The sequence below is a fragment of the Ramlibacter sp. genome (genome assembly GCF_035554825.1).
Classification (GTDB): Bacteria; Pseudomonadota; Gammaproteobacteria; order Burkholderiales; family Burkholderiaceae_C; genus Ramlibacter.
This window is the reverse complement of the sequence record NZ_DATMHS010000025.1, coordinates 1-19,054: the sequence shown is the minus strand read 5'-3', so window position 1 is coordinate 19,054 and position 19,054 is coordinate 1. Positions and strand designations below refer to the sequence as shown.

16 protein-coding genes are annotated in these 19,054 nt (G+C 70.7%); 5 read left to right on the top strand and 11 right to left on the bottom strand.

Annotated features, from left to right (window positions below; genetic code table 11):
* Together VNT59_RS02400 and VNT59_RS02395 are read right to left on the bottom strand one after the other, a co-directional pair.
* A partial coding sequence (locus VNT59_RS02400) for a hypothetical protein (protein WP_325496264.1) occupies window positions 1-1,262 on the bottom strand: 1,262 nt, incomplete at its 3' end.
* A 111-nt stretch (window positions 1,263-1,373) separates the two neighbouring features.
* Window positions 1,374-2,567 carry a PLP-dependent aminotransferase family protein gene (locus VNT59_RS02395; protein WP_325496265.1) on the bottom strand — a complete coding sequence of 398 codons (1,194 nt, stop codon included), beginning with the start codon at window positions 2,565-2,567 and terminating at the stop codon, window positions 1,374-1,376.
* Between the two features lie 146 nt (window positions 2,568-2,713).
* Between VNT59_RS02395 and VNT59_RS02390 the strand changes: the two genes are divergently transcribed.
* Window positions 2,714-3,709 (top strand): SGNH/GDSL hydrolase family protein, encoded by a 996-nt coding sequence (locus tag VNT59_RS02390; protein ID WP_325496262.1) that lies wholly within the window; start codon window positions 2,714-2,716, stop codon window positions 3,707-3,709.
* Between the two features lie 25 nt (window positions 3,710-3,734).
* Here the strand turns inward: VNT59_RS02390 and VNT59_RS02385 are convergent, their stop codons facing one another.
* Together VNT59_RS02385 and VNT59_RS02380 are read right to left on the bottom strand one after the other, a co-directional pair.
* Entirely contained in the window at window positions 3,735-5,492 is a 1,758-nt protein-coding gene (locus VNT59_RS02385) for a 7TM diverse intracellular signaling domain-containing protein (RefSeq protein ID WP_325496261.1), read from the bottom strand.
* Window positions 5,493-5,587: 95 nt separating this feature from the next.
* Window positions 5,588-7,318, bottom strand: a complete 1,731-nt coding sequence (locus tag VNT59_RS02380; RefSeq protein ID WP_325496259.1) for a 7TM diverse intracellular signaling domain-containing protein — start codon at window positions 7,316-7,318, stop codon at window positions 5,588-5,590.
* Window positions 7,319-7,618: 300 nt separating this feature from the next.
* Here VNT59_RS02380 and VNT59_RS02375 point away from each other — a divergent pair, with 300 nt between their 5' ends.
* Both VNT59_RS02375 and VNT59_RS02370 read left to right on the top strand, forming a co-directional pair.
* Window positions 7,619-8,317: a dienelactone hydrolase family protein gene (locus VNT59_RS02375; protein WP_325496258.1), complete on the top strand. Its 699-nt coding sequence runs from the start codon at window positions 7,619-7,621 to the stop codon at window positions 8,315-8,317.
* A 102-nt stretch (window positions 8,318-8,419) separates the two neighbouring features.
* Window positions 8,420-9,370: a YihY/virulence factor BrkB family protein gene (locus tag VNT59_RS02370; protein ID WP_325496257.1), complete on the top strand. Its 951-nt coding sequence runs from the start codon at window positions 8,420-8,422 to the stop codon at window positions 9,368-9,370.
* 21 nt (window positions 9,371-9,391) lie between these two features.
* Here VNT59_RS02370 and VNT59_RS02365 read toward each other — a convergent pair whose 3' ends face one another.
* Window positions 9,392-10,336 carry a LysR substrate-binding domain-containing protein gene (locus tag VNT59_RS02365; protein ID WP_325496255.1) on the bottom strand — a complete coding sequence of 315 codons (945 nt, stop codon included), beginning with the start codon at window positions 10,334-10,336 and terminating at the stop codon, window positions 9,392-9,394.
* Window positions 10,337-10,775: 439 nt separating this feature from the next.
* On the opposite strand from VNT59_RS02365, the gene VNT59_RS02360 reads away from it, so the two are divergent.
* The gene (locus VNT59_RS02360; protein WP_325496253.1) at window positions 10,776-14,150 is read left to right on the top strand and encodes an HAD-IC family P-type ATPase; all 3,375 of its coding nucleotides are present in this window, start codon (window positions 10,776-10,778) and stop codon (window positions 14,148-14,150) included.
* 158 nt (window positions 14,151-14,308) lie between these two features.
* Window positions 14,309-14,503 carry a DUF3606 domain-containing protein gene (locus tag VNT59_RS02355; protein WP_325496251.1) on the top strand — a complete coding sequence of 65 codons (195 nt, stop codon included), beginning with the start codon at window positions 14,309-14,311 and terminating at the stop codon, window positions 14,501-14,503.
* A gap of 215 nt (window positions 14,504-14,718) precedes the next feature.
* Here the strand turns inward: VNT59_RS02355 and VNT59_RS02350 are convergent, their stop codons facing one another.
* The 6 genes from VNT59_RS02350 to VNT59_RS02325 form a co-directional block, all read right to left on the bottom strand.
* Window positions 14,719-15,861 carry a thiamine phosphate synthase gene (locus VNT59_RS02350; RefSeq protein WP_325496249.1) on the bottom strand — a complete coding sequence of 381 codons (1,143 nt, stop codon included), beginning with the start codon at window positions 15,859-15,861 and terminating at the stop codon, window positions 14,719-14,721.
* Window positions 15,858-16,676: a thiazole synthase gene (locus VNT59_RS02345; protein ID WP_325496247.1), complete on the bottom strand. Its 819-nt coding sequence runs from the start codon at window positions 16,674-16,676 to the stop codon at window positions 15,858-15,860. The genes VNT59_RS02350 and VNT59_RS02345 overlap by 4 nt, the downstream gene beginning before the upstream one ends.
* A 22-nt stretch (window positions 16,677-16,698) precedes the next feature.
* Window positions 16,699-16,917 (bottom strand): sulfur carrier protein ThiS, encoded by a 219-nt coding sequence (gene thiS, locus VNT59_RS02340; protein ID WP_325496245.1) that lies wholly within the window; start codon window positions 16,915-16,917, stop codon window positions 16,699-16,701.
* Window positions 16,918-16,934: 17 nt separating this feature from the next.
* Window positions 16,935-17,702, bottom strand: coding sequence for an SDR family oxidoreductase (locus VNT59_RS02335; protein WP_325496243.1), 768 nt, complete (start codon window positions 17,700-17,702; stop codon window positions 16,935-16,937).
* On the bottom strand, window positions 17,699-18,709 hold the full coding sequence (locus VNT59_RS02330) for an ABC transporter substrate-binding protein (RefSeq protein ID WP_325496241.1): 1,011 nt from the start codon (window positions 18,707-18,709) through the stop codon (window positions 17,699-17,701). Before VNT59_RS02330 ends, VNT59_RS02335 begins: the two co-directional genes overlap by 4 nt.
* A 10-nt stretch (window positions 18,710-18,719) precedes the next feature.
* Window positions 18,720-19,054 (bottom strand): ABC transporter permease (locus tag VNT59_RS02325; RefSeq protein WP_325496240.1); only part of this gene is annotated, 335 nt, incomplete at its 5' end.

The window sequence follows — 19,054 nt, the reverse complement described above, 5'->3', positions numbered from 1 at the left end:
GGAACGCTCGCGCCCGGCTCATAGAAGTCATACAGAAAAGGATTCGGTGTGTGCTGCCCTGAACTGGCGTAAGCCTCAGCAGCCCGCGCAAGCTCGCCGGTCCCGCGCTTCAATGTATCGGCAAGCACACACGCCGCGAATACAGCACTTGACGGCGCTCGGCCGCCGCCGTCAAGAAATGGGTGTTGTGGAAGCAATCCCATTACGGCACGCTCGTAGATAGCTATCTGTTGAGGCGCCAGCGATTTGGGCATTGGTGGCTGTTTTCTCCCAAAGAGCGTCGCTCCGAGTCGTTCAAGCTGTTCCGCAGGCTCATACAACCCGCCTGGCATATCAGGCATGGCTGCTCGGAGCTGCGTCACCAGCTTCGACTTTTCCCTAAGTAGAATCTCCTTCGCAAGGCTGTTTAGCACCTTGCCTTCGAGCACCCGCTGCATTTCCTCGCTAATGCGGGCGGGATTTGTCTCCGATGCAATCACCTTTGCTACGGCATCGAGGACGGGCGCATAACCGACAAAGCGATTGCCATCTTGCGCAGAAAGCTTCTGCAGGCCCGTAACAACTTGAGTGATCGCCGCTTTGTAAGTTGACGCATGCTCATCCAGTGAACGTGCAAGCTCCGGATACTCCAACGTTTCACGGGCACCGGCTCGCTTTTGCGCCGACAGCTTCAATAGCCGAGCCCAAACAAATTGCTCTGCCTCAGTGGGGCCGAAAAGCTCGATATCAAAAATGGGAGGCTCGAATCTCTTCTTCTCGTTCAGAATCATCCATGCCTCTTCGATGATCCCAACGCGCCCTAGGACGATTACGGGAAACTTTCCGAGCGCTGCGACATCAGCCACGTCTTCGAGGAACGCCTCGAACCCTGACTGGGTAACGCGGAGCCTGGCCTCATCAAGCGCGTCAACTAGGATTGCGGCCGACCCACCGGTCCAAGCCGACAACGCCTGGGTATATACCAACCCGCCGACCATATAGTTGCCCGCGACCGTTTTCGCGAGAGCGAGATCGAGGTAGATCGCTCCAGTGGCAGCGCAGATCTCCTTAGCAAGCGTGGACTTGCCGACCGCGCCCGGTGCACCGATGAGCCAAACGGGCTGACTAAGGTCGTCGAAACCGTCGCGCAGTTTCAGCTCCGCCGGCACGTACGAGTCGTCGGCTGTCGAATTGAACGTCCATCCAGCCATCGGCAGCGCGGTCATTTGCCGAACGACGCCGGCGAGGCGAGTCTTCCAAAAGCCATCAATTGAGTAGTTCATGGTTTCCCATCAAATTGCGGACGATGATCGGTCAAATCTTGGCTGCACGGTATCACTGTGAACGTTTAGGCGGCGCGTTTAGAGTGGCTTTGGAGGCCGCGCTCATTGAAGTCATGCACCCACCGCCTTCCCCAACCTCCCCACCCCCTCCTCGATCTTCTTCACATCCGCCGTCGCAAAACTGAGGCGGAGCGTGCTCACATCGGGATTGGTAGCGAAGAACGGCGCGCCGGGCACAAACGCCACGCCCTGCTCGATCGCCCGCTTCGCGAACTCGTTCGCGTCGCTGATCTTGCCGTTGGCGCCCGTGAGGCGGGCCCAGAAGAACAGGCCGCCTTGCGGCTGGGTGAACTCGATCGCATCGCCCAGTTCGCGCTTGAGCGCCGCGCCCATCGCGGCGGCGCGCTCGCCGTAGGCCTTGCGCACGCGCGCCAGCGTCGCGGGCATGCGGCCCGACTTGAGGTACTGCGCCGCGGTGGCCTGGGCGAAGGTGCTGGTGTGGGCGTCGCTGAACTGCTTGCACATGGTCGCCTTGGCCAGCAGCTCGGGCTGCGCGATCAGCCAGCCCACGCGCAGGCCGGGGCTGAGCACCTTGCTCATGGAGCCGCAGTGCGCCACCCACTCGCGCGCGCCGGGCTGCTGCGCGCACAGCGACAGGATCGAGGGCGGCGGCGGCGCGCCGAAGTACAGGTCGCCGTACGGATCGTCCTCGACGATCAGCGTCTCGGTGTTCACCGCCAGTTCCAGCACGCGCTTGCGCCGCTCCAGGCTCAGCATGCGGCCGCTCGGGTTGCCGAAGGTCGGAATCAGGTAGACGAACTTGGGTTGGTGCTGCGCGATGAGCTGCTCCAGCGCGTCGACCTTCACGCCGTTCTCGTCGATCGGCGCCGTGATGATGTCGGCGCCGTAGAGACGGAAGCACTGGATGGTGGCCAGGAAGGTCGGGCCTTCGACGATCACCTTGTCGCCCGGGCTGATCATGGTCTTGCCGATCAGGTCCAGCGCCTGCTGGCTGCCGGTGGTGACGATCAGGCCGTCGGCGGCGACGGCCACGCCCTTGCTCGCCATGAACTGGCTCAGTTGCTCGCGCAGCGGCTCGTAGCCTTCGGTGGCGCCGTACTGCAGCATGCCGCCCGCCTCGCGCTGCAAGGCCGTGTCGACGGCCTCCTTGATGCCCTCGACGTCGAACATCGCGGCATCCGGGAAACCGCCGGCGAAGCTGATGATGCCGGGCTTGCCGAGCAGCTTGAACAGCTCGCGGATGGCGGAGGTTTCGACGTTGTCCAGGCGGGAGGCGAAGTTCAAGGGCATGGGTGTCTCGTGATGCGTGGGTGCACGGGCGGCGTCGGGCCGGATCTCTGACGGCATGGTAGCGCTTCGCACGGGGCGCCCGCCCGGACCCGGCGGCGGCGCCCGGCCGGCCGCTAGACTGCGCGGCTGGAGGTGAATCCATGAAGCTTCAAGTTCTTGCGCTGGCGCGCCGTGCGGCGGCCGTGATCCTCGCGGCGTCGGCGGCACTGGCGGCCGGCTGCGCCTCGGTGCCGCCATCAGCGCCGCGGGTCATCGCGTTCGGCGACAGCCTGACCGACCTGGGCACCTTCGCCCGCCGGCCCGGCGTGCGCACCGCCGGGCGCTTCACCACCAACCCGGGGCCGCTGTGGGTCGAAGTGGTGGCGGCCAACCTCGGGACGTCGATCGGCCCCAACCGGCGGGCCGGCTGGGGCGCCCCGCCGGCGGGGCTGGGCGGGCTGGGGTACGCCGAGGCCGGGGCCCGGGTGGCGCAGCCGACGGCCAAGCGCAACACCGAGGCCAATGCCGGGCCGGGCTCGGCGGACACCATCCTGCCGGTGCGCGCCCAGGTCGGCGCGTACCTGGCGGCGCACGGCCGCTTCGCGCCGGCCGACGTGGTGCTGGTCTGGGCCGGCGCCAACGACCTGTTCCTGCACACGTTCGGCGCGCCGGTGGCCGCCGCTGACGGCGAGCGACTGATGCGCGAGGCCGCGCGCGACCTGGCGGCCGAGGTGGCGCGTCTCGTCGCGGCGGGCGCCGGCAAGGTCGTGGTGCTGACGATCGACGACTACGGCGAGGCGCCCGCCACGCTCGGCAGCCCCAAGCGGCCGATGATGTCCGCGTGGACCCGGGCGTTCAACGACGAGGTGGCCAGAGGCGTGGCCGGGATGCGGCAAGTGGCCGTCGCCGATGCCGGGGCCGTGCTGCGCGAGGCGCGGCAGGCTCCCCAGCGCTTCGGGCTGAAGAACAGCTTGGATTCGGCCTGCGACCTGAAGAAGCTGCCGGACGAGGAATCGATCTTCTGCGATGCCTCGACGTTGGTGGAGCGCGACGCGAACCTGACCTACCTGTACGCGGACGGCGTGCACCCGTCGACGGCCGGCCACCGGATCGTGGCCGGCACGGTGATGGAGGCGATGCGGCGCGCGGGATGGTGAGGCGAGCCGGCGCGGGCCACGCCGCTCACTGCGCGCTCTCGGGCCTGGAGTGGGGCCGCGAGGAGCGCGCCCAGGAGGACGTGTCGGGCGAGCCGGCGAAGCGCAGCGCCCGGCCTTGCGGATCGTTGGCGATGTCCAGCAGCAGCCGGGCCAGGGCCTGCAGCAGGCTGCCGGCATCGCAGTCCGGCAGCGGCGCGCCGACGCCGGCCACGTGCAGCTTCAGCGTCACGCCCGGCGGCAGCCGGCCCGAATACTTCAGGCCGCGCGCGATGATGTTGCGGCCGGCCTCGGCCAGCTGCTGCTGCGTGAGATGGCCGCCCAGCACCAGCACCACGTCGCTGGCCGGCTCGCGCGCCACCAGGTCGCCTTCGCGCGCCTCCCGCGCCGCGCACTCCGCCGCGCGCACCAGGGCCGCCTCGCCGGCCTCGCGCCCGTATTCGCCGGTGATCTGGTTCAGGTTCGCCACGTGCACGCGCAGCACCGCGCCCAGGCGCTGGTCGCGCCGCGCCGCGCGCAGCAGCTGATCCAGCGTGCGCGTCAGCACCCGGTGGTTGGCCAGCCCGGTCAGCGGGTCGGTGTGCGCCATGGCCTCCAGCCGGCGCCGGCTGTTGAGCCGCTCGCGGCTGCGGAAGAACAGGCCCACCAGCACCAGCGGCACTTCCACCATGCCGCCCAGCTGCGGGCCGTGGTCGGTGAGGAACGAGCGCGCCACCAAGCCCAGGTTGCTCAGCAGCGGCAGCAGCGCGCCCAGCGCCATGGCCAGCATGCCGCCCAGCATCCACAGGCCCACCGACGGCCGCCGCAGGGCGAACCAGAACACCACGCCGACGATGACGGCCAGTCCTGGTACGGCGTACACGCCGGGTGCGCGGTACACGTTCTCGCGCCCGACCACCAGGAAGCCGATCACCAGCAGCACCGACACCACCACGTTGGCCAGCAGCAGGCCCGAGACCAGCTTGCCGCCGCGCTCGGCGACCAGTTCGCGCAGCAGCAGGCTGACCCAGGCGAAGGCCAAGCCCGGGATCACCACCGGCGCCTTGTCGGTCCACCAGGCGTGGTCCGGCCACAGGTATTCGGCGGCCAGGCCGGTCAGCACCATGATGCTCAGCCCCACCAGCACCACGTGCACGGCGTAATAGAGGTGGATCGGGTCGCGCCACGAGACCGCGTTGAACAGGCTCAGCAGCACCACCATCGCCACGAAGCCGGCGTAGGCGCCCAGCGCCAGGTGCCAGCCTTTCACGCTCTCGACGAAGGAGCCGGCGTCCTGCAGCGTCCACTCCACGCGCATCGGCTGGGCGTTGGCCACTCGCATGTAGGTCGGGCCCTCGCCGGGGTCGATGGTGAACACGAAGGCGGGGGCAAGGTGCCGCAGCGGCCGCTGGCTCATCGGCACGGCGTCGCCCGAGCGCTGCAGGTCCCAGCCGCCGCCGGGGCCGGGCCGGTACAGATCGACCCGGTCGGTGCCGGCGAAGGCCAGGCGCAGCACCGCGCGGGTGGGTTGCGCCACCGGCGGCAGGGCCAGGCGATACCAGGCGGCCACCCCCGGCCCGAGCGGCACCACCGCCGACGGATCGACCGGGTGGCCGGCGCCGCTGTCGAACGCCGCCTGCGCCTCGTCCAGCGACGCGGTGCCCGAGCCGTCGACCCAGCCGAGCCCCCGCACCGCCGGCGCCTGCCACGCGATCAGCGGCTCCGCGGCGGCCACGCCCAGTCCGGCCGCCGCGCCGAGCGCGAGCCAGAACATCAGCCACAGCCGGCGCCACAGGCGTCTTCGCAAATCCGAACCCAAGGTCAGTGCCTCCGCAGCACGCTGGCTGCTCGACAGCAGTCTAGCGGCCGGCCGGCGTGAAGGGAATGCAGGTTTGCCGCACATCAGTTCCGCGCCGCTTCCGACGATGCCGACAGCACGCCGGCGGGCACCGCGCGGCCGCTGCCGCTTTCGGTCGGCTCCAGGATGCGCATGGCGCGCCGGCCCGGATCGGTCTGCAGTTCCTGCAGCATGGTGCCCAGCGTGCCCAGCAAGCCGGTGGCGGTGGTCGCGGGCAACGGCGCCGTGACGCCGGCCACCCGCAGCGACAGCGTCACGCCGGGCGGCAGCCGGCCGGAGAACTTCAGGCCGCGGGCGATGATGTTGCGGCCGGCCTCGGTGACCTGGGGCCGGGTCGCCCGTCCCTCCAGCACCAGCACCAGGTCACCGCCCTGCTCGCGCCCCACCAGGTCAGACACCGCCCCCTCCAGGGCCACGCACTCGGCGGCGCGCACCAGCGCGGCTTCGGCCGCCTCGCGCCCGTACTCGCCCCGGATCTGGCCCAGGTTGGCGACGGTGATGCGCAGCACCGCGCCCAGCTGCGGGTCGCGCTGCGCCCGCCGCAGCAGCAGCTCCAGCCGCTCCACCACGACCCGGTGGTTGGCCACCCCGGTCAGCGGGTCGGTGCGCGAGAGCGACTCCATCCGCAGGTGGTTGTCGCGCCGCTCACGGCTGCGGAAGTACAGGCCCACCAGCACCAGCGGGATCTCCAGCGCGCTGCCCACCTGCGGGCCGTACTGGGTGGCGAAGGTGAGCGGCAGCACGCCCAGGTTGCGCAGCAGCGGAAAGAGCGCGCCGGCCACCAGCAGCGTCATGCCCGCCAGCACCCACAGGCCCACCTTCGGCCGCCGCACCGAGAACCACACCAGCACGCCCAGGATGAAGGCGAGGCTGACCAGCGCATAGAGGTTCGGCAGGAAGAACAGGTGGCGGCCGAAGAGCAGGAAGTCGGCCACGATCACCGCGGAAATCGCCGCGTGCAGCAGCAGCAGCCGGGACAGCAGCCGGCCGCCGCGCTCGGCCACCAGCTCGCGCACCAGCAGCCCGATCCAGCCGAGGGCGGCCGCCGGCACCGCCACGGTGGCGATGTCGTTCCACCACGGGTGGTCGGGCCACAGGTATTCGCCGGCCACGCCGGTGATCGACAGGACGCTGGTGCCGATCAGGATCACGTGCACCGCGTAGTAGACGTGGATCGGGTCGCGCCAGGAGATGCCGTTGGCCACGCTGAGCAGGAACACCAGCAGCATGAGGCCGGCCCCGGCGCCCAGGATCAGGTGCCACAGCTTGGACGATTCGTTGAAGTCGCGCGCGTCCCACAGCACCCAGCGCAGCGCCACCTCCTGGCTGTGCAGCACCCGGGCGTAGGCCACCTGGCTGCCGCCCGCCTCCACCGTGACCGGGAACACCGGATAGAGGTAAGGCATCGACCACTGGCGCACCGGCACCGTGTCGCCGGCGCGCTGGGGCGGCCCGCCGCTCGCGCCGGCGAAGAACTCGACCAGGTCGATGCCGGAATACGGCAGCGCCAGCACCGCGTGCATGGCGATGGCAGTGGCCGGCAGCTCCAGGCGGTACCAGACGGCGTGGCCGTCGCCCAGCGGCATGATCAGCAGCCGGTCGGCCTGCTTGCCGGCGCCGGCGTCGAAGGCGGCACGCGCCTCTTCCAGCGTCGCGGTGCCGCCGCGGTCGACCCAGTACTGCGCCGCGATGTTGCCGCGCTCGGGCCAGACCAGCGAAGGCTCGGTCGCGGCATGGGCGGCGCTGGCGGCGGCGGCCAGCAGCGCGAAAGCCACGACGCGCCAGAGGCGCGCGAGTGCCCCGAGGCCTCGGCGATCTGAAAACAATTGCCCCTCCAGAAACTGCGAAGTGCGCGCGGCCTGTCGGCTTCGGCACGGCCTGCTGGTCGAGGGGAGCAGGTCCCCTGCGAGGCACCGCGTGTCCGGCATGGCCCGGGGAAACCGGGTCCTCCCCGGTTCTCCACACGGCAGGTATGCTAGCGCACCGCGCGGCCGCGGGCGACGCCTTTCTGACACAACCCTTGCGGAGCAGCCATGATCGAAGCGCACATCGACATACCCACGGCCGATGGATCAATGAACAGCTTCGTTGTCCATCCCCAAAACATGGGACCGCATCCGGTGGTGCTGTTTTACATGGACGCGCCGGGCAAGCGCGAGGAGCTGCACGACATGGCGCGGCGGCTGGCGAGCGTCGGATACTTCGTGGTGCTGCCCAACCTCTATTACCGCCGCAGCCGCGATTTCTGGCTCACCGAGCGCACCGAAGCCAAGCTGGCGGTGATGTTCGAGCACATGAACGCGCTGACCAACGCGATGACGGTGCGCGACACCGAGGCGATGCTGCGCTACGTCGACGGCCAGCCCTGCGCCGACGGCAGCCGCATCGGCGCCGTCGGCTACTGCATGAGCGGCCCTTTCGTGATGCACGCGGCGGCCAACTTCCCGGAGCGGTTCCTGAGCATCGCCTCGATCCACGGCGCCAACCTCGTGACCGATCGCCCCGATTCGGCGCATCTGGTCGCGCCGCGGATCAAGTGCGAGAGCTATTTCGCCTGCGCCGAGATCGACCGCTGGGCGCCTCGGCCGGTGGTCGACCGCTTGCGGGCGGCGCTGGAAGCCGCCGGCACCCCGCACCGCATCGAGTGGTACCCGAAGGTGGAGCACGGCTTCGTCTTTCCGCAGCGCGCGTGCTACGACCGGCCGGCCGCCGAGCGCCACTGGGAGCAGCTGTTCGACCTCTTCGGGCGGACCCTGCGCGGCGAGCCGCGCTGAGCGCTTTGTGACACCTGCTTGCCGCGGCCACCCCGCGGCGCGGCTCCCTGCTATAAAAGTTGAGGCTCGCGCCGCGCGGCCGTCCAGCAAGGCAGAGACCGGATGATCAGTCCCAAGCACGTGTTCCAGTTGTTCGCGAAGGCCGTCAAGGCCTGGCTGGCCGATTACGCGCCGAGCATGGGCGCGGCGATCTCCTACTACACGGTGTTCTCGCTGGCGCCGCTGCTGGTGATCGTGATCGCCCTGGCCGGCGCCATCTTCGGCCGCGAGGCCGTGCAGGGCGCGATCGTCCAGCAGTTGTCGGGCCTGATCGGCGCCGAAGGCGCCAACCTGGTGCAGGGCCTCGTGCGCAATGCCAGCGACACCGACAAGGGGCTGGTGGCCGGCCTGATCAGCTTCTTCGTGCTGCTGGTGGGCGCCACCACGGTGTTCGGCGAGCTGCAAAGCGCGCTCGACCGCATCTGGCACGTGCCGGAGGCGAAGAAGCCCTCGGGCCTGTGGGCGATGGTGCGCACCCGGCTGCTGTCGTTCGGGATGATCCTGGGGCTGGCCTTCCTGCTGATGGTGTCGCTGGCGGTGAGCGCCGGCGTGGCGGCGATGGGCACCTGGTTCGGCGGCCTGCTGCCGGCCTGGGAGACGGTGCTGCAGGTGCTCAACACCGTCATCTCGCTCGGCGTGGCCACGCTGCTGTTCGCGATGATCTTCAAGTTGATGCCGTCGGCCGAGATCGCCTGGCGCGACGTGTGGATCGGGGCCGGCGTGACGGCCGTGCTGTTCGAGATCGGCAAGGTGCTGATCGGGCTGTACCTGGGCAAGAGCAGCGTGACGCAATCGTTCGCCGCCGCGGGCTCGCTGGTGGTGCTGCTGGCGTGGGTCTACTACGCGGCGCAGATCTTCCTGCTGGGCGCCGAGTTCACCAAGGCCTTCGCCGACGAGCACGGCTCGCAGGCGGCGCAGCACGCCATGCACCGCAGCGACAAGCTGGCCCGGCAGAAGGCGCAGCGCGGGACCCAGGCGCCGGCCGAAGCGTCAGGCAAGGAAGGCGCGGCGTAGGCGCGGTCCGGCCGGCCGCCCTCACGTCCCCGGCGCCTCGCGCGCCAGCGTGCGCGCTTGCGCGCGGGCGAACTCGAGGAACGAGCGCGCCGCGGCGGACAGATGCTTGCCCAGCGGATAGGCGAACTGCCAGTGGCTCTCGATCGGAAAGCCGTCCACGTCCAGGCAGGCGAGCCCGGCCGGTGGCGCTTCGATCCCGAGCGTGTAGCGCGAGAGGATCGCCACGCCCATGCCGGCGAGGATCGCCTCGCGGATCGCCTCGTTGCTGCCCAGCTCCATGCGCGTCCTGGGCGCCAGCCCGTGCGCGGCGAAGGCCCGCAACGCGGCGGCGCGCGTGCCCGATCCGGGCTCGCGCATCAGGAACGGCTCGCGTGCGAACAGGCGAAACGGGATGCCGCGCTCGCCGGCCAGCGGGTGATCGGCGCGGGCCATCACCACCAGCGGGTTGGCGACGACCGACTGGGCCACGACGTCGGCCGTCGCCGGCATGTCGGCCACCAGGTACACGTCGTCCTCGTTGCGGTGCAGGCGCTCGGCCAGCTCGGCGCTGTTGGCCACGTGCATGGCCGTCCGGATGCCGGGGTGCCGCTGCGCGAACGCGCCCAGCAGGCGCGGCGCGAAGTAGCGCGCGGTGGTCGTCACGGCGATGCGCAGCTCGCCGGCGTCGAGCGTGCGCATGTCGTGCAGCGCCTCTTCCAGCGCGTCGAACGCCCGAAAGACCTCGCCGCAGCCTTCGTAGACGCGCCGGCCGACGTCCGTGGGGTACATCCGCTTGCCCACCTGCTCCAGCAAGGGCGAGCCGACCGTTTCGCTCAGCTTCTTGATCTGCACCGACGCCGTGGGCGGCGCCATGTGCAGCTCCTCGGCTGCGCGCGCCAGGCTGCCGAGCCGGACGCTGGCCTCGAACACCCGCAGCTGCGGCAAGGTGCCGTGCTTCAGGTAGCGCCTGATGGCTTGTGTCGTCATGGCTGCCTCCGGACAAAACCGCTGCCATGACCGCTGCGCCGGCAGCGGCCCTTCACCTCTTGGATGAGGGTCCGCTCGGCGCGGAACGCCCTCGCCCGTCGGGCAAAGGTCTCGCCGCCACACCGCGTCGCGCGGTGCCGCCGCAACCGGGGCTTTCGCCCGTCTTGACGATTGCGGCGTGACGGCCCGTGGACCGCCGGGGCTACTCCCCTTTGGAGGAGTCGGTCCGGCTCTTCGCCGGACACGTCCTCTTGTAGCAAAGACCCCGGCCGCGGTCAATCGCCGGCGCGGGGCCGATCCTTCAAGAATCGTAACCATCACCGTCACGTGCCGTGCGCTGGCTTCCGCTTTCGTGAACCAGGCAGTCAACAGGTTCAATTTTTCATCCGCGCTTGCGCCGCCAATCATTGGCTGCAGGGCAACCGATGGGAGACGGACGATGCATGACAAGGATTCGCACGGCAAACCGGTCGAGCAGCTGGTGAGCGATTTCCAGACCCATCTGGAGCTTGGCCTCGGCTCGGCCGACGCCCAGGCCCGGCTGCGGGACCACGGCCCGAACGAGCTGCAGGAGCGGCCGCGTCCCGGCTTCCTGGCGCTGCTGTGGCAGCAGTTCGACAACTACCTGGTGATCATCCTGATGGTGGCCGCGCTGGTGTCGCTGGCGCTGGGCGAATACGTCGACTCGATCGCGATCATGTTCATCGTGGCGCTGAACGCGGTGGTGGGCGTGATCCAGGAATCCAAGGCCGAGCAGGCCCTGGCGGCGCTCAAGAAGATGGCCGCGCCCAATGCCGCGGTGGTGCGCGACGGCCACCAGCTGGTCGTGCCCAGCCGCGAGCTGGTGGCGGGCGACATCGTGCTGCTGGAGGCCGGCAACTTCGTGCCCGCCGACCTGCGCCTGGTGCAAACGGTGAATCTGAAGATCGAAGAGGCATCGCTCACCGGCGAGTCGGTGCCGGTGGACAAGAACGCCGGCGTGGTGCTGGACCGGGACATCCCCCTGGGCGACCGCACCAACACCGCCTTCATGGGCACGCTCGTCAGCTACGGGCGCGGGCGCGGGCTCGTCACCGCCACCGGCATGAACACGCAGATCGGCTTGATCGCCGAGATGCTGCAGTCCTTCGAGGACGAGGACACCCCCTTGCAGCGCAAGCTGGCGCACCTGGGCCAGGTGCTGGGGACCGCCTGCCTGGCGATCTGTGCCGTGGTGTTCATCTACGGGCTGTTCCGCGACACCCACCTGGCGGCCGCCTTCCAGAACGGCTTTCTCGCCTACCTGGAGGCCGAGAAGAAGGACATCGTCAACCTGTTCATGGTGGCGGTGAGCCTGGCCATCGCCGCCGTGCCCGAGGGCCTGCCGGCCATCGTGACCATCTGCCTGGCGCTGGGCATGCAGCGCATGATCAGGCACCACGCCCTGATCCGGAAGCTGCCGGCGGTGGAGACGCTGGGTTGCGCCACCGTGGTCTGCTCCGACAAGACCGGCACGCTGACCCAGAACGAGATGACCGTGGTGCAGGGCTGGACCGGCGGCCGGCGGATGCGCATCACCGGCGAGGGCTATGCGCCCAGCGGCCAGTTCTTCGTCGACCGCCGCCCGTTCGACCCGCGCAGCCATGCCGACGCGGCGCGGCTGCTGGAGGGCGCGCTGCTGTGCAACGACGCGCGGCTGGAGGAGCGCCTGGACAACGGCCAGGGCACGCCCTCGTGGCGCATCGTCGGCGACCCGACCGAGGCGGCGATGGCGGTCGCCGCGCTCAAGGCCGGCTTCCAGCGCGAGGACCTGGACGCGATCTGGCCCCGGGTACAGGAGATTCCGTTCGATTCGGAGCGCAAGCGCATGACGACCATCCACCGCCGCGGCGGCAGCGCGCCGGCGGTGCTGGCGTTCGTCAAGGGCGCCCCCGACGTGGTGCTGGACCTGTGCACGCGGGCGGTGCAGGACGGCCAGCCGGTGGCGCTGACGCCGGCGCTGCGCGAAACCATCCTCGGCCAGAACCGCGCCATGGCGGGCGAGGCGCTGCGCGTGCTGGCCGTCGCCTATCGCGAGCTGGAGGCGGTGCCGGACGGCGCCGACCCCGCGACGGTGGAGCGCGAGCTGGTGTTCGTCGGCCTGCTGGGCATGATGGACCCGGCGCGGCCGGAGGTGGTCGAAGCGCTGAAGGTGGCGCGCGGCGCCGGCCTGAAGAGCATCATGGTCACCGGCGACTACAAGGACACCGCGCAGGCGATCGCCCGCGAGATCGGGTTGCTGACGCCGGGCGGGCTGGTGCTGACCGGCGCCGAGCTCGACGCGATGAGCGACCAGGAACTGGCCGACACGGCCGACCGGCTCGACGTCTGCTGCCGGGTCTCGCCGCAGCACAAAACGCGGATCGTGGAGGCGCTCAAGTCGCGCGGCCACGTGGTGGCCATGACCGGCGACGGCGTGAACGACGCGCCGGCGCTCAAGCGGGCCAACATCGGCGTGGCCATGGGGATCACCGGCACCGACGTGGCCAAGCAGACGGCCGACATGGTGCTCACCGACGACAACTTCGCGAGCATCGTCGCGGCCGTCGAGCAGGGCCGCATCATCTACTCCAACATCCGCAAGTTCGTGTACTTCCTGCTCGCGTGCAACGTCGGCGAGATCCTGATCGTCTTCGGCGCCATGTTGTTCGGCATCCCGATTCCGCTGCGCCCGGTGCAGCTGCTGTGGCTGAACCTGGTGAGCGACGGCGCGCCCGCCCTGGCGCTGGGCCTGGAGAAAGGCGACCCGGACATCATGAAGCAGCCGCCGCGCTCGCCGCGCGAGCACGTCATCAACCGCGACATGGCGATCGGCATCGGGGTGGTGGCGCTGGTGGACGCCATGGCCGTGCTGGGCGCCTTCTTCATCGCGCTGCAGCGCTATCCCGGGCAGGTCGAGGCGGCCCAGACGATCGCCTTCGTCACCCTCTGCTGCTCCGAGCTGCTGCGGGCCTTCACCGCCCGCTCGGAGTACCACAGCATCGCCGCGATCGGCTTCGCGTCCAACCGCTGGATGGTGTGGGCGGTGGCCGTCTCGCTGCTGCTGGTGCTGCTGGTGGTGTACCTGCCGTTCCTGCAGCCGTTCTTCGACACCGTGCCGCTCGGCCCGGACGACTGGCTGCTGATCCTGCCGTTCTGCCTGGCCGCCCCGCTCGCCATGGAACTGCTCAAGGCCTACTTCCGCCGGTCGGGCGCGCGCCGGCGCGAGCCGCCACCGGAAGCGGCCACCGCGGCGCAGCGCCTCGCACCAGCCGGGGCCCCGGCCATTCGCACGTCACAAGGAGGTGCAGTCATGAGAGTCCTCATCCCCGTTGCCGCATCGCACAGCGCCCAGTACGCGGCGCAGCACGTCGTGCGGCGCTTCATGAACGACAGCACGCTGGAAGTGCACCTGCTCAACGTGCAGCATCCCTTCAGCCGCTATGTCACCCACTTCGTGTCCAGGCGCGGCCTGCGCGAATGGCACCGCGAGGAGTCCGAGAAGGCGCTGGCGCCCTCGCGGGCCATCCTCGACAAGTTCGGCGTGCCGTACGCCGTGCACATGGAGGTGGGCGACCAGGTCGACTGCATCGTCGCCGCGGCCAGGCGGCTGCGCTGCGACGAGATCGTGCTGGGCACGTCGCGCAAGAACTCGCTGACGCGCCTGGTGGAGAACTCGGTCACCAATCGCGTGCTGGAGCGCACCCCGGTGCCGGTGGAAGTCATCGCCGGCGACGAGGTCTCGCCCTGGGAGCGCTACGGCATCCCGGCGGCGATCGGCGCGCTGCTGGCGTTGTGGTTCGCGGTGGCCGAATGAGCGACCGCCGGGCGAGCGGCCCGGGGGCGAGGGCAGCCCGGCCGGCGATGGCTCGACCGCGGGCCATCTTCGGCGCCGGTTCCAAGGCTGTGTCCTACAGCAGCGCTTGCGGACGCTTCCTAGGATGACTCTCACCCGAACTCGAACAGGAGCTACCCATGTCCGACAACAAGAGCAAGTCGCAGGGCCAGGACCGGGACCGCATCAACGTCCACCAGGACTACGAGCTGCGCGACTGGGCCAAGAGCATGCACACCACCCCCGAGCGGGTGAAGGAAGCGGTGCAGGCCGTCGGCGATCGCGCGGACAAGGTCCGCGAATACCTAGGGCAAAGCGACAAAGGCAACCACTGAGGCGCGGCGGCCGGGCCGGCGTTCGGGGCGGGGCTCGGAAAGCGTCCTGCCCTACCTGCTGGCCTCGCTGCGGGCCAAGGTGAACACGGGCGCCGGCGCGCCGGGCGAGTCGCAACCGCCGGCCGCTGCGGCCGACCCCCAACTGCCGATCGTGCCGCCGGCCGCACGACCGCCGGCCGAGCCGGGCGAAGAGGCGTGAACGCGGCTGCCCGGCCTCAGTGCGCAGGCGCCAGGCTCGGATGCGGCCAGGCGGGCGGCGGCGGGGCCGCAGCATGCTCGCGCCGGCCGGCCTCGAGCGCGGCCTGCAACGGCGGCACGGTTTGCCGTGGCTGCTCGCCCAGGCCGCGCACGATGCAGACGCCATCGGCGCCGCTGCGCGCGGCCTGCCGCACCTGCTCGGGGCCCAGGATTCCGCCGATCGCCACCACCGGCGCCGGCGCCATCCGGCACCACCAGGCGAGGTTGTCCAGGCCCTGCGGCAGCCAGGGCATGTCCTTGGTCTGCGTCGGCCACACCGGGCCGCAGGCGACGTAGCGCGGCGCCAGCGCCGCGGCGCGGCACAGCTCCCACAGGCTGTGCGAGCTGACGCCGAGCGCGATGCCGCCGGCCAGCAGCGCCGCGCGATCGTCCTCGCCGAGCGCCACCAGGTCTTCCTGGCCGAGGTGCACGCCGAACGCGCCGAGTTCGAGCGCCAGCCGCCAATGGTCGTTGACGTACAGTTCGGCGCCGGCCTGGCGGCAGGCCGCGAGGCTGCCCTCGACTTCGCGCCGCAGCGTCGCCTCCCAGGCGCCATCGGGGAGCGGCGGCCGTTTGATGCGCAGCTGGATGGTCGTGATGCCGGCCGCCAGCGCCTGCGCCACCCGCTGTGCGCTGTCGACCAACGGGTACAGGCCGATGGGCCGGGCGCTGCCGGCGCCGCGCTCGCCGAAGCGCGCGGCCTCGCCCCACGACAGCCGCGGCAGCAGTGGCGGATCGGTCATGAAGCTGCCGTCGCGCAGCGCATCGGCGCCGGCCGCGCACGCCATCAGCGCGATCACGGCGGCATCGGCGGCGACGAAGCCGCGCGCCAGCGCGGCCGACCATTCCCGCGCGAAGCCGGGCGCAGCGCCGCCGGCCCGCGCCGGCGCCAGCCAGCCGCGCGCATGCGGGGTGTCGAGCCAGTGCAGGCCGCTGCCGCCCTCGAAGTCGACGATGCACACCGCCGGCGCGCCGGACTCGCGCAGGCAGCGCGCCGCGGCCGGCGCGGCGACGCCCTGGCCGCACCATTGCCGGGCCTCGGCCAGCGTGGCCACCACCGGGCCCGCCGCCAGCGCCGCCGGGCGATCCCCGAGCAGCAGCGCCGCGTGCGAAGCGTTCATGGCGCGGCCTCGCCCAGCACCGGCCCGGGCGCCACCGGCGTGCTCGGCACGGCGAAGTCACGGGTGGCGATGACGCCGGCGCGGCGCGCCAGCCGGCCGCCTTCGATCGCCAGCCGGAAGGCGCGGGCCATGGCCGCCGGATCGCCCGCCTGGGCGACGGCGGTGTTCAGCAGCACCGCGTCGAAACCGAGCTCCATCGCGCGCGCCGCATGCGACGGCGCGCCCAGCCCCGCGTCCACGATCAGCGTCGCGTCGGGCAGCGCCTCGCGCAGGGTGCGCAGCGCGAACGGATTGTTGAGCCCCTGCCCCGAGCCGATCGGCGCGCCCCAGGGCATCAGCACGGGGCAGCCCGCGTCCAGCAGCCGGCGGCAGCCCACCAGGTCGTCGCTGCAGTACGGAAAGACGACGAAGCCTTCGCGCACCAGCTCCCTGGCCGCCACGATGGTTTCGAACATGTCGGGCTGCAGGGTGCGCCGGTCGCCGATCACTTCGAGCTTGACCCAGGACGTGCCGTACAGCTCGCGTGCCATGTGCGATACCTGCACCGCCTCGCGGGCGCTGTAGCAGCCGGCCGTGTTCGGCAGCAGCCGGTGGCCGCCCTGCGCCACGGTCTCGCGCACGGCCACCACGAAGCCGTCGTCGCTGCCGGCCTCCAGCGCCCGTTTCAGGCCCACGGTCAGGACCTGCGCGCCGGCCGCGGCGATCGCCTCGCGCAGCGCCTGCGGGCTCGGATAGCGCGAGGTGCCGAGCAGGAAACGGCTGCCGAGCACCACATCGCCCACGCGCCATGCGTCGGCGCCCATCTGCTGGTTCATTTCATTTCCTTCCAAGATCGATTCAGCCGCCCACGATGGGCTGGAACAGCAGCACCGCGTCGCCGGCCTGCAGCACGCAGCCGGCGCGCGCCTCGCGCCGCACGAAGGTGCCGTTGACCGCCGTCGTCACCTGCTCCGGCTGGTGGCCCAGCTGGCCCACCAGCGCCGCCAGCGTGGTGCCCCGCGGCACCCGGTGCGCCCGTCCGTCCAGCGCCACTTCCAGCTCCGCGGATTCGTCCATGGGCCGTGTTCCTTCGTTCATCGCATCACCAGGCCGCCGTCGACGAACAGCACCTGGCCGGTCACGAAGCCGCTCCACTCGGAGGCCAGGAACAGCACCGGGCCGGCCACGTCCTCCGGCCGCGCCAGTCGCCGCAGCGGCGTCGCCGCGATGATCGATTCGCGGAAGTGCGCGCGGGTGTCGCCGCTGGCCTGGGTCGGATAGACCAGGCCGGGCGCGACGCAGTTGACCCGCACGCCCAGCGGCCCGAGCTCGGTGGCGAGGTTGCGGCTGAAGCCGACCAGCGCCGTCTTCGCCGTCGTGTAGTCGTGGTACGGCACCAGCGGCCGCTCGACCAGGTCGGTGACGATGTTGACGATGCTGCCGCGCGCCTGGCGGGCGAAGTGCGGCAGCACCGCCTGGCACATGTGGTACGCCGCACCGACCGAGCCTTCGAACTGGGACAGGTAGTCGCCCCAGGCCAGCTCGCCGAAGCGGCGGCGCTGCTCGGGATCGAACGAGTAGGCGCGAAAGGCGTTGTTGACCAGCACGTCGACCGGCCCGACCTCCGCCAGCGCCTGCCCCATCATGCGCTCCACCGCCTCGGGCGAGCCGACGTCGGCCTGCACCGCCCAGGCGTCGCCGCCGGCGGCCTGGCAGTCGGCCACCACTTCGGCCGCGGCGCGGTCGTTGCTCAGGTAGTTGACGATGACCGTGGCGCCCTGCGCGCCGAAGGCCCGCGCGATCGCGGCGCCGACGCCGCGGCTCGCGCCCGTCACCAGCACCACCTTGCCCTGGAACATCATGGCTGGGCCCGCCCCGGCAGCAGGTCCTGGCTGGTCACCTCGGCCACCTTGATCGGCCGGCCGATCAGGCCGAGCTGCCGGTAGGCGTCGGCGGCCTTCTGCAGCGAGACCAGGTCCATCGCGCCGAGCCCCTTCTGGCGCGTCAGGTCGGACACGCTGGCCGCGTTGCGCAGTTTGACGATCTCCAGATTGAGCGCGGGATCGGTCCCGTCGATCGCCCGCTTGGCCGCCAGCTGCGCCGCCTCCTCGGGCTTGGCGATCATCCAGGCGGCGCTGTCGCGATAGGCCTTCAGGAAGCGTTTGAGCACCGGCTGCTGCTGCCGGAACACGTCCTCGCGCACGACGAAGAGGTCGCTCGACACGTTCAGGTAGCGGCCCACCTCCATCACGTCGACCTCGCCGATGCCGCGCCGCCGGCCGATCGCCAGCCCGGTGTCGGTGGCGGCGGTGGCGTCGACCTGCCCCTGCAGCAGCGGCGCGAAATTGAGCACGCCGGTCACCACGATGGTCACGTCCGACTCGGCCAGGCCGGCCTGGTGCAGCAGCACCAGCAGGTTCTGCCGCGTGCCGCTGGACAGGCTGTAGACGCCGATCTTCTTGCCCTTGAGGTCAGCCGGCCTGGTGATGCCGCTCTTCTTCAGCGCCACCACGTTGAACACGTTCTGCGGATAGATGTCGTAGATCGCGCGCAGCTTCTCGCCCTTGTCGAGCGCGGCGAAGAACGATCCCGGGTCGGTGAAGGCGACGTCGGCCTGGCCCGACAGGATGTTGCGGATGGCGTCGCCGCCGCCCGCGCCCGGCACGTACGCGAGGTCGATGCCGTGGGCCTTGTAGAAGCCCTTGTCCTCCTCGACCAGCAGCGGCATGACCTCGGTGATGGCCTTGCTCCAGCCGGCCACCGTGACCTTGTCCGCCGGTGCGGCGGCCTGGCCCCAGGAGACGGCCGGCAGGGCCAGCAGGGAAGCGCCGGCGGCGAGCACGGTGCGGCGGGTGGTGGTCTTCGTCATCTTCGTTTCCTCAAGACGCCCTGGTGTAGGGCAACAGCAGCCAGCGCTCGAGGGCGAGCGTGGCTTCGTACACGAGCATGCCGAGCACGGCGATCAGCACCAGCACGGCGAACATCAGCGGCGTGTCCATCATTCCCTGCGACGCGATGATCAGCGCGCCCAGGCCCTGGTTGGTGCCGATGAATTCGCCGACCACGGCGCCGATCAGCGCCAGCACGACGGCCACGCGCAGGCCGGCCAGGATGCCCGGCAGGCCCGACGGGAGCTTCAGGCGCCACAGCGTCTGCATGCGCGTGGCGCCCAGCATGCGGAACAGCTCGATGCGCTCCGGCGCCACCTGCTGCA